Genomic DNA, 12,401 nt, shown 5'->3' on the forward strand with positions numbered 1-12,401 from the left:
GTCGGGGTGACGGTCGTCACGACGGCGAAGACCCGACGGCACAGAGGAGTACCCACGTCATGAGCGGCCCCGAGAGCGCGGATCACGTCAGCGTCCATCTGACCGGCTGCGGACACCAGGACGCGGGCGCGGTGTTCCGCGCCCTGGAGGCCGCGTTCCCCGAGGGCGCCGGGCCGCCGCGCAGCGAGACGAAGGCCGCGGGACCGGAGCACCCCATGGTGTGGTGCATGGTCGTCGACGCCCGCACCCGCCGTGCGCCGTCGGCGGTGGCGACGGCGATCCCGCTGTCCGGTCCGGTCGAGGTCGACCTCTTCGGCGCCGCGGACCCCGTGCGCCAGGTCCAGGAGGAGCTGGCCACGGCCTTCGCCGTGGAGAGCCGCGGCACGGTACCGGGCGAGCACGAGCTGGAGGTCCGCCTCCGCCTCACCGGCTGAGCCCCGGGGCCCGGGAAAGACGAAGGGGCCCGGAGAGCGGTCGCTCTCCGGGCCCCTTGCCGTGCTCATCCCTGGTCGCGTCTGGGGCGCCAGACCACGAGCGCGCTCGTCTGCTGCACGTCCTGGTACGGAACCAGGTCGCGGCGGTAGGACGCGTGCACCGCGGCCTCGCGCTGCTGCATGGCCGAGGCGGCGCCCTCGACCGCGCCCTGGAGCTCGGCGACGCGCGCCTTGAGCGCGGACACCTGGTTCTCCAGCTCGATGATGCGCTTGATCCCGGCGAGGTTGATGCCCTCGTCCTGGCTCAGCTGCTGGACCTGCCGCAGCAGTTCGATGTCGCGCGCCGAATAGCGGCGGCCGCGCCCGGCCGTGCGGTCGGGGGAGACCAGGCCGAGCCGGTCGTACTGCCGCAGCGTCTGCGGGTGCAGACCCGACAGCTGCGCGGCGACGGAGATGACGTAGACCGGCGACTCGTCGGTCAGCTGGAAAGGCTGTGCTGGTTCGAAGCGCCGTCGTCGGCCGTCCATCTCATGCTCCCTTCGCGGCCTGGAACAGCTCTGCCCTGGGGTCCTGGCCCGCCGTCGCCTCGCGGTAGGCCGCGAGGGCCTCCCGCGCCTTGTCGTCGAGCTCCTTCGGGACAGCCACCTCGACGGTGACCAGGAGGTCGCCGCGGGTGCCGTCCTTGCGCACCGCGCCCTTGCCCCGGGCGCGCATCGTACGGCCGTTGGGCGTGCCCGCCGGCAGCTTGAGGGTGACCGGGGGGCCACCGAGCGTCGGAACCCTCACCTCGCCGCCGAGCGCCGCCTCCGCGAAGGAGACCGGCACGGTGACGGTGAGGTTGTCGCCCTTGCGCCCGAAGACGGGGTGGCTGTCGACGTGGACGACGACGTACAGATCGCCGTTCGGACCGCCGCGCTCGCCCGGGGCGCCCTTGCCGCGCAGCCGGATCCGCTGGCCGTCGGAGACGCCCGGCGGGATGCGCACCTGCATGGTGCGGGAGGACGTGGCCCGGCCGCTGCCCTTGCAGACGTCGCAGGGGTTCTCCGGGATCAGCCCGCGGCCCTTGCAGTCGGGGCAGGGATCGGTCAGCGAGAAGCCGCCGCCCGAGCCGTGCGACACCTGGCCGGTGCCGACGCAGGTCGGGCAGACCCGCGGGGTGCCGTTCTTGTCGCCCGTGCCGGAGCACGTCTTGCACGCCGCGGAGGAGGACATGCGCAGCGGGACCGTGGCCCCGTCGACCGCCTCGGTGAAGCTGAGCGACACCTCGGACTCGATGTCCTGGCCGCGCCGCGGCTGCGTGCGCGTGCCGCCGCCGCGGTTGAACAGGCCGCCGAAGACGTCTCCGAGACCGCCGCCGAAACCACCGGCGCCCGCCCCGCCCCCGCCCTGGGCGCCCCCGAAGAGGTCGCCCAGGTCGAAGTTGAAGGAGCCGCCGCCCGCGCCGCCCGGACCGGGACGGAAGCCACCGCTGCCGAAGAGGGCGCGCGCCTCGTCGTACTCCTTGCGGCGCTTGGGGTCGGCGAGGACGTCATTCGCCTCGGAGATCTCCTTGAAGCGCTCCTCGGCCTTGGCGTCGCCCTTGTTGGCATCCGGGTGGTTCTCGCGGGCGAGCTTCCGGTACGCCTTCTTGATCTCGGCCTCGGTGGCGTCCTTGGGCACGCCGAGGACCTTGTAGTAGTCCTTCTCGACGAAGTCCTTGGTGCTCATCCCCGGCGTCCCTCCTTCCGGTCACTGCGGTCGGTCATGGCGTCAGCCCTTGTCCGGGCCACCGCTCTCCTCGGCCGGCTCGTCGCCCTCGCCGTCGCCCTTCTGGGCGCCCGGCTGGGGCTCGGCGACGGCGACCCGCGCGGGGCGGATCGTCCGCTCGCCGATCCGGTACCCCGGCTGCAGGATCTGCACGCACGTGGTCTCGGTGACGTCCGGCGCGTAGCTGTGCATCAGCGCCTCGTGCACCAGCGGGTCGAAGGGCTCGCCCTCCTTGCCGAACTGCTGCAGGCCCATCTTGGCGACGACCGTCTCCAGCGACTCGGCGACGGACTTGAAGCCGCCGACCAGCTCGCCGTGGTCACGGGCGCGGCCGACGTCGTCGAGCGTGGGGAGGAGCTCGGACAGGAGGTTCGCGATGGCGATCTCCTTGACCGTGGCCCGGTCCCGCTCCACCCGGCGGCGGTAGTTCTGGTACTCGGCCTGGAGCCGCTGGAGGTCCGCCGTGCGCTCGTTGAGCGCCGACTGGGCCTGGTCCAGCTGTGCCTGGAGCCCTACCTCGACCAGTTCTTCCCCGGCCGGGGCCGGGCCCGCCTGGTCGGCGGACCCGGCGCCCTGCGCCGCGTCTTCGGGGGTGGCGTCGGAGGGGACTTCAGGCTTCTCGTCGAAACCCGGGGTCTCCTCGGTCACGCCGCACCGCCCTTGGGCTTCTCGTCGTCGACGATCTCGGCGTCCACGACGTCGTCCTCGGCCTTGGCCTGGCCCGCACCGGCGGCACCCGCGGCACCCTCGGCGCCCTGGGCGGCCTGCGCGTCGGCGTACATCGCCTGGCCCAGCTTCTGGCTGACCGCGGCGACCTTCTCGGTCGCGGTGCGGATCTCGGCCGTGTCCTCGCCCTTGAGCTTCTCCTTCAGCTCGGCGACGGCGGTCTCGACCTCGGTCTTGACCTCGGCCGGGACCTTGTCCTCGTTGTCCTTGAGGAACTTCTCGGTCTGGTAGACGAGCTGCTCGCCCTGGTTGCGGGACTCGGCGGCCTCGCGGCGGCGGTGGTCCTCCTCCGCGTACTGCTCGGCCTCCTGGCGCATGCGGTCGACCTCGTCCTTGGCGAGCGAGGAGCCGCCGGTGACGGTCATCTTCTGCTCCTTGCCCGTGCCCAGGTCCTTCGCGGTCACGTGCATGATGCCGTTGGCGTCGATGTCGAAGGAGACCTCGATCTGCGGGACGCCACGCGGGGCCGGCGGCAGGCCGGTCAGCTCGAACATGCCGAGCTTCTTGTTGTACGCCGCGATCTCGCGCTCGCCCTGGTAGACCTGGATCTGCACGGACGGCTGGTTGTCCTCGGCCGTCGTGAAGATCTCGGAGCGCTTGGTCGGGATCGTGGTGTTGCGCTCGATCAGCTTGGTCATGATGCCGCCCTTGGTCTCGATGCCGAGGGACAGCGGGGTGACGTCGAGCAGCAGAACGTCCTTGACCTCGCCCTTGAGGACACCGGCCTGGAGCGAGGCGCCGATGGCGACGACCTCGTCCGGGTTCACACCCTTGTTGGCCTCCTTGCCGCCGGTCAGCTCCTTGACGAGCTCGGCGACGGCGGGCATACGGGTGGAACCGCCGACCAGGACCACGTGGTCGATCTCGGACAGGTTGATGCCCGCGTCCTTGATGACGTTGTGGAACGGCGTCTTGCAGCGCTCCAGCAGGTCAGCGGTCAGCTGCTGGAACTGGGCGCGCGTGAGCTTCTCGTCCAGGTGCAGCGGGCCCTCGGCGGAGGCCGTGATGTAGGGCAGGTTGATCGTGGTCTCGGTGGACGAGGACAGCTCGATCTTCGCCTTCTCAGCGGCCTCGCGGAGGCGCTGGAGGGCCATCTTGTCCTTGGACAGGTCGACGCCGTGACCGTTCTGGAACTGCTTGACCAGGTAGTCGACGACGCGCTGGTCCCAGTCGTCACCACCGAGGTGGTTGTCGCCGTTGGTCGCCTTCACCTCGACGACGCCGTCGCCGATCTCCAGCAGCGAGACGTCGAAGGTGCCGCCACCGAGGTCGAAGACCAGGATGGTCTGGTCGTCCTTGTCGAGGCCGTAGGCCAGGGCGGCCGCGGTCGGCTCGTTGACGATGCGCAGGACGTTGAGGCCCGCGATCTCACCGGCCTCCTTGGTGGCCTGGCGCTCGGAGTCGTTGAAGTACGCCGGGACGGTGATGACCGCGTCGACGACCTTCTCGCCCAGGTAGGCCTCGGCATCCCGCTTGAGCTTCTGCAGGATGAAGGCGCTCATCTGCTGCGGGTTGAAGTCCTTGCCGTCGATGTTGATCTTCCAGTCGGTGCCCATGTGGCGCTTGACCGACCGGATGGTCCTGTCGACGTTGGTGACGGCCTGGCGCTTGGCGACCTCGCCGACCAGCACCTCACCGTTCTTCGCGAAGGCGACGACGGACGGCGTGGTCCTGGCGCCCTCGGCGTTGGTGATGACGGTGGGCTCACCGCCCTCGAGAACACTGACGACGGAGTTCGTCGTACCCAGGTCGATGCCGACCGCACGTGCCATGTCGATTCCTCCAGCTGACTTGAGTGGAACAGACTCAAGGGTGCAACACGGATCTCCCGCTGTCAACGGACATGAGTCGGGCCCGCTCAACTCTTATGCGGGGCTTATGCGCAGGGCGAGGGGCGGCAACCGCCCGGAACGGGGCCGAAGAGGGGCCCCTGAGCGACACAGATCACCGGCGGTGCGCCTATATCGGGGGCGCGCGAGTGAGTAGTCTCGTACAGACCGGATAAGTTACTGATTAGTAATTCGCTCTCGCAGGTTCGAGGAGCCCGCCATGCAACTCGCCGCGATCATCGTGGTGCTGGTTCTCACTGCGGTCGCCGTGGCGCTGTTCGGCCGCGCCGTCGCGCAGTTCATCAAGTTCTTCAGGCTCGGCGCCCCGCTTCCGGCAGGTGCCCGAGTCGACGAGCCCGGCCGCCGCACGGTCACCCTGGGCAAGGAGTTCGTCGGTCACACCCGGATGAACAAGTGGGGCATCGTCGGCGTCGCCCACTGGTTCGTGGCCGTCGGCTTCCTCACGCTGGGCGGCACGATCCTCACCGCCTACGGCCAGCTGTTCAAGGCCGACTGGACGATCCCGTTCGTCGGCACCTGGCTGCCGTACGAGCTCTACATCGAGTTCGTCGGCCCCGCGACCGGCCTCGGCGCGCTCGCGCTGATCATCATCCGGCTGCTCAACCTGCCCTCGCGGGCCGGCCGCAAGTCCCGCTTCGCCGGCTCGACCGCCTGGCAGGCGTACTTCGTCGAGTACGTGATCCTGGTGATCGGCCTGGCCATCTGGGTGCTGCGCGGGCTCGAGGGCTCGCTGCAGGGCGTCGACCACTACGAGGCCGCGTACTTCAGCTCGTACCCGCTGATCGCGCTCTTCAAGGGGCTGAGCACCGGGACGCTGCAGAACCTCACCTACCTCGCCGCGATGATCAAGCTCGGCGTGACGACGATCTGGGCCATCACCGTGGCCTCGAACATCGACATGAGCATCGCCTGGCACCGTTTCCTCGCCTTCCCCAACATCTGGTTCAAGCGTGAGGCGAGCGGTGACGTCGCGCTCGGCGCGCTGCAGCCGATGGTCAGCGAGGGCAAGCCGATCGACTTCGAGGACCCGGGCGAGGACGACCAGTTCGGCGTCTCGCAGATCGAGCACTTCTCCTGGAAGGGCCTCCTCGACTTCTCGACCTGCACCGAGTGCGGTCGCTGCCAGTCGCAGTGCCCGGCCTGGAACACCGGCAAGCCGCTCTCCCCCAAGCTCCTGATCATGGCGCTGCGCGACCACTCGCACGCCAAGGCCCCTTACCTGCTCGCGGGCGGCGGCAAGACCGCCGAGGGCGAGGAGAAGGCCACCGCGGAGCAGCTCAAGGACGTCCCCGCGGCGGCGCTGGCCGAGGCGGAGCGGCCGCTGATCGGGACGCTGGAGGAGAACGGGGTCATCGACCCGGACGTCCTGTGGTCCTGCACCACCTGTGGCGCCTGCGTCGAGCAGTGCCCCGTCGACATCGAGCACGTCGACCACATCGTCGACATGCGCCGCTACCAGGTCATGATCGAGTCCTCCTTCCCCTCCGAGGCGGGCACGATGCTCAAGAACCTGGAGAAGAAGGGCAACCCCTGGGGCCTGGCCAAGAAGCAGCGCCTGCAGTGGACCAAGGAGGTCGACTTCGAGGTCCCCGTCGTCGGCAAGGACATCGAGGACCTCACCGAGGTCGACTACCTCTACTGGGTCGGCTGCGCCGGCGCGCTGGAGGACCGCGCGAAGAAGACCACCAAGGCCTTCGCCGAGCTCCTGCACATCGCCGGCGTGAAGTTCGCGATCATGGGCGGCGACGAGAACTGCACCGGCGACTCCGCCCGCCGCCTGGGCAACGAATTCCTCTTCCAGCAGCTCGGCCAGCAGAACGTCGAGATGCTCAACATGGCGTTCGGTGAGGACGCGGAGGAGGGCGTGAAGGTCGAGAAGGCGAAGAAGAAGATCGTCGCGACCTGCCCGCACTGCTTCAACACCATCGCCAACGAGTACCCGCAGCTGGGCGGCGAGTACGAGGTCATCCACCACACGCAGCTGCTGCAGCACCTCGTCGACGAGGGGAAGCTGGTCCCGGTCACCCCGGTCGAGGGTCTGATCACCTATCACGACCCCTGCTACCTGGGCCGCCACAACAAGGTCTACACCCCGCCGCGCGAGATCATCGCCAAGGTGCCGGGCCTGCGCAACGAGGAGATGCACCGCCACAAGGAGCGCGGCTTCTGCTGCGGCGCCGGCGGCGCGCGCATGTGGATGGAAGAGCGCATCGGCAAGCGCATCAACAACGAGCGCGTGGACGAGGCGCTGTCCCTCAACCCGGACATCGTCTCCACCGCCTGCCCGTTCTGCCTCGTCATGCTCACCGACTCCGTCAACGGCAAGAAGAACGAGGGCAAGGCCAAGGAATCCATCCAGGTCGTCGACGTCTCCCAGCTCCTTCTGGAGTCGGTGAAGACACCCGTCGAACCGGAAGGCGCCGGCGAACCGGCGGACGCACCGGAGCCCGAGCCGGTGAAGTAGCGGCTCGTACGCATCGCGTATCCCTGACGACGGCCGGTCCCCGCGCACACCCGCGGGGACCGGCCGTCCGTCGTGGGAGCGTGGACGGCGTACCTTCTGACGACACCGCCGTTCACACCTCGCCGGGGCCCTGAGTTTTCCCCTAGGGGATGTCACAGGACGGCCGCAATGGCAGGGCCGTTTCCCCCGCCCCGGCTCCGCGCTTCTCCGGAGCGGGTACGTTCGAAGCGTGGCTGGATTCAGGATGGGACGCGGACGGGACTCTCACGATCCCGGTCCCGCGCAGCAAGGACAGCGCCCGGGGCAGCAGTACCAGGCCCCGTACGGCGGTCAGGCGGGCGCCCAGGGCGGCGGTCGGCAGTGGCAGCAGCCACCGGCGCACGACGAGCCGGAGTACTTCGGCGGCGGCCCGCAGCAGGGCTACGGCCAGTACGGCGACCCGGGCCGCCCGGATCCGCACTACGGGCAGAGCGCCGACAATCCGGGCCACACCCAGCAGTTCAGCCTCGGCGAGGCCCCGGACGCCTACGGCCCGTACAACGGCGGCCAGGCGGACGGCCCGTACGGCGGCGCCCCGCACAACGGCGGCTACGGCGACGGCCCCTACGGCGGCGCCCCGCAAGGCGACGGTCCCTACGGCGACGGCTCGTACGGCTCCGGCGACACCTACCGCGCGGGGCGGCAGATGCCCGCGCCGCCCGCCGGGCCGCGCCTGCCGTGGAAGGAGCTGCTGAAGGGCATCGTCCTGCGCCCGTCCGCCACCTTCTGGCAGATGCGCGACCACGCGGTGTGGGTCCCGGCCGTGATCGTCACCTTCGTCTACGGCCTGCTCGCCGTCTTCGGCTTCGACAAGGCCCGCCAGGACGTCCTGAACGCCACGCTCGCGAACAGCATCCCGTGGGTGCTGATGACGGGCGTGATCGTCGTGGTCTCCGGCCTGATCCTCGGCGCGGTCACCCACACCCTCGCCCGGCAGCTCGGCGGCGACGGCATATGGCAGCCGACGGTCGGCCTGTCGATGCTGATCATGTCGATCACGGACGCGCCGCGGCTGCTCTTCGCGATGTTCCTGGGCGGCGACAGCACGGTCGTCCAGGTGCTCGGCTGGGCGACCTGGCTGGCGGCCGCCGCGCTGTTCACCTCGATGGTGAGCAAGTCGCACGACCTGCCGTGGCCGAAGGCGCTGGGCGCGTCCGCGATCCAGCTGATCGCCCTGCTGTCGATCATCAAGCTGGGCACGCTGTAGCGCTTGCCCGCTCCCCATACGGAAGGGCCCCGGTCGCACTGACGCGACCGAGGCCCTTCCGTACTGCATTTATGCGCATAGAAGACCTGCGCGCAGAAGAACTACGCGTCGAGGATCTGACCCTCGCGCCGGACGACCGGCGGTTCCACGCTCCACGGGAAGTTGATCCACTCGTCGGTGCGCTTCCAGACGTACTCGCAGTCCACCAGGGAGTGCGACTTCTGGTAGATCACGGCGCTGCGCACCTCCGCCACGTGGTCCAGGCAGAAGTCGTGCACCAGCTTCAGCGTCTTGCCGGTGTCGGCGACGTCGTCGACGATCAGGACCTTCTTGTTCGAGAAGTCGATCGCGTTGGGCACCGGCGCGAGCATGACCGGCATCTCCAGGGTGGTGCCGACGCCGGTGTAGAACTCCACGTTGACCAGGTGGATGTTCTTGCAGTCCAGCGCGTACGCCAGGCCGCCCGCGACGAAGACGCCGCCGCGTGCGATGGAGAGGATGATGTCCGGCTCGTAGCCGTCGTCCGCGACGGTCTGCGCCAGCTCACGGATGGCCTGCCCGAAGAGGGGGTAGGTCAGATTCTCGCGCTTGTCACTCACTGTTGCTGTTCGCCTTGTCCCTGCTCAGACCTGTGTGCGGTGAAAGTTCTGGAAGGACCGCGAGGGCGTCGGCCCGCGCTGGCCCTGATAGCGGGAGCCGTGCTTCGCGGACCCGTAAGGATGCTCGACGGGTGAGGTCAGCCGGAACATGCACAGCTGCCCGATCTTCATCCCCGGCCACAGCTTGATCGGCAGCGTGGCCATGTTCGACAGCTCCAGCGTCACGTGGCCGGAGAAGCCCGGGTCGATGAACCCGGCCGTCGAGTGCGTCAGCAGACCGAGCCGGCCCAGACTGGACTTGCCCTCCAGACGGGAGGCCACATCGTCGGGGAGCGTGATGACCTCGTACGTCGAGGCGAGCACGAACTCACCGGGGTGCAGGATGAACGCCTCGTCGCCCTCCGGCACCACCTCACGGGTGAGGTCGGCCTGCTCGACGGCGGGGTCGATGTGGGGGTACCGGTGGTTCTCGAACACCCGGAAGTAGCGGTCCAGCCGCACATCGATGCTCGAGGGCTGCACCATCGATTCGTCGAACGGGTCGATGCGCACCCGGCCGGCGTCGATCTCGGCCCGGATGTCCTTGTCTGAGAGAAGCACGGGTCGAGGATACGCGGAGAAGACGGACAACGCGGGCCCGGTCCGAACGGACCGGGCCCGCGAGCCGCTCAGCGCCTCTTGATCACCGCTTCTGGACCGCCACCGGCACGGAATGCCGCAGCCGGGCGCAGCGCGGGCAGCGGAGCAGTCGTCCCGGGCCGAGCCGGCCGGGACCGAGGTTCTGCATCGGGAACGAAGCGGTGCTGAACACGTGCCCTTCGGCACAACGAACGACGGTGCGCTCCATCGAGTCCCTTTCCCCATGGCATTACTCATTCGTGCCTCCGGCACGACATGAAAGACAAAAGCCACATTAGGGGATGCATTCCGGCGACTCGCACCCGGCACTCCCGACCGCGCCAGCCGACTTGCCGCCCCTACGGTACGCCCCAACTCCCGCCGCCCGAGGCCGCGTCCCCACCCACCTCACCGACCCCACCCACGCCAGGAAGGCCCTCGCGGCACGTGCACCGGGGGCCTTCGATGGGGTAGAGTGTGCGACGATACGACGCTCCGAAACGGGCGTCCGCGCGGGTGTAGTTTAATGGTAGAACATGAGCTTCCCAAGCTCAGAGCGCGAGTTCGATTCTCGTCACCCGCTCTTGGAAAAGCCCCCTGGTCATCGACCGGGGGTTTTTGTTGTCCGGACCTGCTGAAGGCCACCGGCCCGGGCAGGGCCGTGGACGGGCCCCCGCCGGTCACGCCGTCAGGTGCGCGATCCGCCCGAGCTCCGGGCGGAGCGCCTCGGCCGCCGCCGGGTCGATCGTGCGCAACAGGGCCCAGGCCGCATGGGCGTTACGGGCGGCGCGGCGGGTCTCCGTGCCCGAGACCCCGGCCCGGCGGCGGCGCTCGGCCGTGAGCACGTGCAGCCGGGTGGCGGCGGACCAGTCGCCGCGCAACAACAGGGACAGCCAGGCGCGGGTGGCCAACGCGCCGAGGGTGTGGGGGTGGAGAGGGCCGAGGTCCGCGGTCAGCAGCGTCTCGAGCTCCTCCGCCGCCGCTGCCGCCCCGGCCAGGTCGCCGCGCAGCTCGGCGGCGACGATCCGGCCGAACACGGCGGCGTGGCGGGGTTCGAGCGGTCCGGCCCGCTCCGTGAGGGCCGCCGGCGCGACGACCGGGGCCGGAGACGGCTCCGGGGCCGGGGTCGGGGTCGGGTGCGGCGCGTCCAGCGGCGTCACCGCACCGTCGTGATCGACGATCAACGGCCAGACCGAACCGTCCGGCTCCTTGGCATTGATCCGCACCGGATGCCCGCGGCGGGCGGCCCGGACGCGTATGTCGGCGAGGGCGGACGTGCGCGCGTCCTGCCCGGGCAGGCTCTCGACCGGCTCCCCGTCGACGCTGGCCTCTCCCGTGACACTGATCACGATCGTGTACACGGGTGTCAGGGGGACCGAATCGAGGTCCGTCACAACAGGCATGGCCAATCCTTACTTCCCGCCGGTCCCCTTCGGTTCCGCCGCTCCATCATCATCCGGGTCATCCCGCGTTGGGGTAGTAGGGGGGTGACCAGCCCAGGTACTTGGCGCCCCACTTCGACTCGATGTCGGTGGCGGGGACGATGGATATCTCGCCCGGCGTCACGATGTCGTTGGACGCGACCTTGCCGTCACCGACGTAGATCGCGACGTGACCGGCGCGGTGCCCGGTGTCCCAGAACATGAGGGCGCCCGGTGGCGGGTTGCGGTCGCCGTCGTGCCGCCAGTCCTTGGGCATGACGTCCGTGTAGTGGTCGATGGCGTAATCGGTGCCGGAGGAGTTCCAGCCGTACGCGATCGAGGTGAAGGCCAGGCACTTCTGGTACCAGTTCGCACGGTGGCTGTCCGCCTCGGCCTTCGCCCACTTGATCGCGTCGTCGGTCGAGCGGCGGTTCACGACGCCGCTGGGCCAGGGCGCCTTGCCGTCGTGGAACGGGTCACCCGGATTGCCGGGCTGGCTCGAGCCGGACGTGGCGCAGTTCGTCGGCGGCTCGTCGGGGTCCTTGCTGCTCTTCCCGTCGTCCTTCGGGTCGCCGGTCTTCTGATCGCCGGTCTTCTGATCGCCGGTCGAGCCGTTGCTGCCGGACTTGCCGGGGTGGTTCTCGCCGGAGCGCTCCAGATCTATGCCGGCTTCCTTGGCGATGCTGCGGGCCTGGGTCTCCTTCGGCCCGTACGCGTCGGGGAAACCGGAGCGCTGCACCTTCTGGGCGGCGTCGTTGAGCGACATGTTCTCCCACGAGTAGCTCGTCAGGCCCGGCGGGTCGCCGCTGTCGCCGCCGAAGAGGAACATGTGGGCCGCGTACTTGGGGTCCAGGATCTGCTCTTTCGTGCCCCAGCCCGACGACGGGCGCTGCTGGAAGAGACCGAGGGAGTCCCGGTCCCCGTAGTTGATGTTGTCCAGCTGCGACTCGGCGAGCGCCGTCATCAGCGCGATGAGCGTGGCGCGGCCGGGCAGTTTCCCGTCCTTGACGACCTGGTCGATGATCTTCGCGTTCTGCACCTGCCGCCCACGCAGGTCCTTGTCGGCCCCGCCCGTCCCGTCCCCGCTGCTGCCATTGCCCGACGGGCCGTCGTCGGCGGGCCGGCCGGCCTTGCCGCAGCCCATGGCGTACGCGCCGCCGCCGCTGCCGATGCCGCCGAACGCACCGAACACGATCAGGAAGGCCATGAACAGGGCCGCGATCGGCAGGCCCAGCTTGAGCATCAGGGCACGTCGGGCTCCCCCCGCCGCCAGGGCGAGGGCCTCACGTCCGTCCAA

At 69.6% G+C, this 12,401-nt stretch carries 11 protein-coding genes and 1 tRNA gene; 4 read left to right on the forward strand and 8 right to left on the reverse strand.

Annotated features, from left to right (window positions below; all coding sequences use genetic code 11):
• Positions 1-59: 59 nt before the first annotated feature.
• Positions 60-434: a hypothetical protein gene (locus DXZ73_RS21610; RefSeq protein WP_116212732.1), complete on the forward strand. Its 375-nt coding sequence runs from the start codon at positions 60-62 to the stop codon at positions 432-434.
• A gap of 65 nt (positions 435-499) precedes the next feature.
• On the opposite strand, the gene DXZ73_RS21615 is transcribed toward DXZ73_RS21610, so the two are convergent.
• From DXZ73_RS21615 to dnaK, 4 genes are read right to left on the reverse strand one after another with little or no spacing between them, the layout of a single operon-like run.
• Entirely contained in the window at positions 500-961 is a 462-nt protein-coding gene (locus DXZ73_RS21615) for a heat shock protein transcriptional repressor HspR (RefSeq protein ID WP_116212733.1), read from the reverse strand.
• A gap of 1 nt (position 962) precedes the next feature.
• Entirely contained in the window at positions 963-2,141 is a 1,179-nt protein-coding gene (dnaJ, locus tag DXZ73_RS21620; protein ID WP_116212734.1) for a molecular chaperone DnaJ, read from the reverse strand.
• Positions 2,142-2,183: 42 nt separating this feature from the next.
• Entirely contained in the window at positions 2,184-2,828 is a 645-nt protein-coding gene (gene grpE / locus DXZ73_RS21625; protein WP_116212735.1) for a nucleotide exchange factor GrpE, read from the reverse strand.
• Entirely contained in the window at positions 2,825-4,678 is a 1,854-nt protein-coding gene (gene dnaK / locus DXZ73_RS21630; RefSeq protein WP_116212736.1) for a molecular chaperone DnaK, read from the reverse strand. Before dnaK ends, grpE begins: the two co-directional genes overlap by 4 nt.
• A 277-nt stretch (positions 4,679-4,955) precedes the next feature.
• Between dnaK and DXZ73_RS21635 the strand changes: the two genes are divergently transcribed.
• Together DXZ73_RS21635 and DXZ73_RS21640 are read left to right on the forward strand one after the other, a co-directional pair.
• Complete coding sequence (locus DXZ73_RS21635; protein WP_116212737.1) at positions 4,956-7,220, forward strand: (Fe-S)-binding protein; 2,265 nt, start codon at positions 4,956-4,958, stop codon at positions 7,218-7,220.
• A gap of 244 nt (positions 7,221-7,464) precedes the next feature.
• Positions 7,465-8,466 (forward strand): Yip1 family protein, encoded by a 1,002-nt coding sequence (locus DXZ73_RS21640; protein ID WP_116212738.1) that lies wholly within the window; start codon positions 7,465-7,467, stop codon positions 8,464-8,466.
• A gap of 101 nt (positions 8,467-8,567) precedes the next feature.
• Here the strand turns inward: DXZ73_RS21640 and DXZ73_RS21645 are convergent, their stop codons facing one another.
• On the reverse strand, positions 8,568-9,065 hold the full coding sequence (locus tag DXZ73_RS21645) for a phosphoribosyltransferase (RefSeq protein ID WP_116212739.1): 498 nt from the start codon (positions 9,063-9,065) through the stop codon (positions 8,568-8,570).
• A 24-nt stretch (positions 9,066-9,089) separates the two neighbouring features.
• Positions 9,090-9,665, reverse strand: coding sequence for a dCTP deaminase (gene dcd / locus DXZ73_RS21650; RefSeq protein ID WP_071962992.1), 576 nt, complete (start codon positions 9,663-9,665; stop codon positions 9,090-9,092).
• 530 nt (positions 9,666-10,195) lie between these two features.
• On the opposite strand from dcd, the gene DXZ73_RS21655 reads away from it, so the two are divergent.
• Positions 10,196-10,266: transfer RNA gene (locus DXZ73_RS21655), tRNA-Gly, on the forward strand.
• Positions 10,267-10,363: 97 nt separating this feature from the next.
• Here the strand turns inward: DXZ73_RS21655 and DXZ73_RS21660 are convergent.
• Together DXZ73_RS21660 and DXZ73_RS21665 are read right to left on the reverse strand one after the other, a co-directional pair.
• Positions 10,364-11,086, reverse strand: coding sequence for a hypothetical protein (locus DXZ73_RS21660; RefSeq protein WP_162890274.1), 723 nt, complete (start codon positions 11,084-11,086; stop codon positions 10,364-10,366).
• Between the two features lie 58 nt (positions 11,087-11,144).
• Entirely contained in the window at positions 11,145-12,401 is a 1,257-nt protein-coding gene (locus DXZ73_RS21665; RefSeq protein WP_116212741.1) for a C40 family peptidase, read from the reverse strand.

The organism is Streptoverticillium olivoreticuli subsp. olivoreticuli (genome assembly GCF_003391135.1).
In the GTDB taxonomy this organism is placed as follows: Bacteria; Actinomycetota; Actinomycetes; order Streptomycetales; family Streptomycetaceae; genus Streptomyces; species Streptomyces blastmyceticus.

Coding starts and splice junctions, on each gene's coding strand:
- DXZ73_RS21610 (WP_116212732.1), top strand. CDS start 60: ATGAGCGGCCCCGAGAGCGCGGATCACGTCAGCGTCCATCTGACCGGC.
- DXZ73_RS21615 (WP_116212733.1), bottom strand. CDS start 961: ATGGACGGCCGACGACGGCGCTTCGAACCAGCACAGCCTTTCCAGCTG.
- dnaJ (WP_116212734.1), bottom strand. CDS start 2,141: ATGAGCACCAAGGACTTCGTCGAGAAGGACTACTACAAGGTCCTCGGC.
- dnaK (WP_116212736.1), bottom strand. CDS start 4,678: ATGGCACGTGCGGTCGGCATCGACCTGGGTACGACGAACTCCGTCGTC.
- DXZ73_RS21635 (WP_116212737.1), top strand. CDS start 4,956: ATGCAACTCGCCGCGATCATCGTGGTGCTGGTTCTCACTGCGGTCGCC.
- DXZ73_RS21640 (WP_116212738.1), top strand. CDS start 7,465: ATGGGACGCGGACGGGACTCTCACGATCCCGGTCCCGCGCAGCAAGGA.
- DXZ73_RS21660 (WP_162890274.1), bottom strand. CDS start 11,086: ATGCCTGTTGTGACGGACCTCGATTCGGTCCCCCTGACACCCGTGTAC.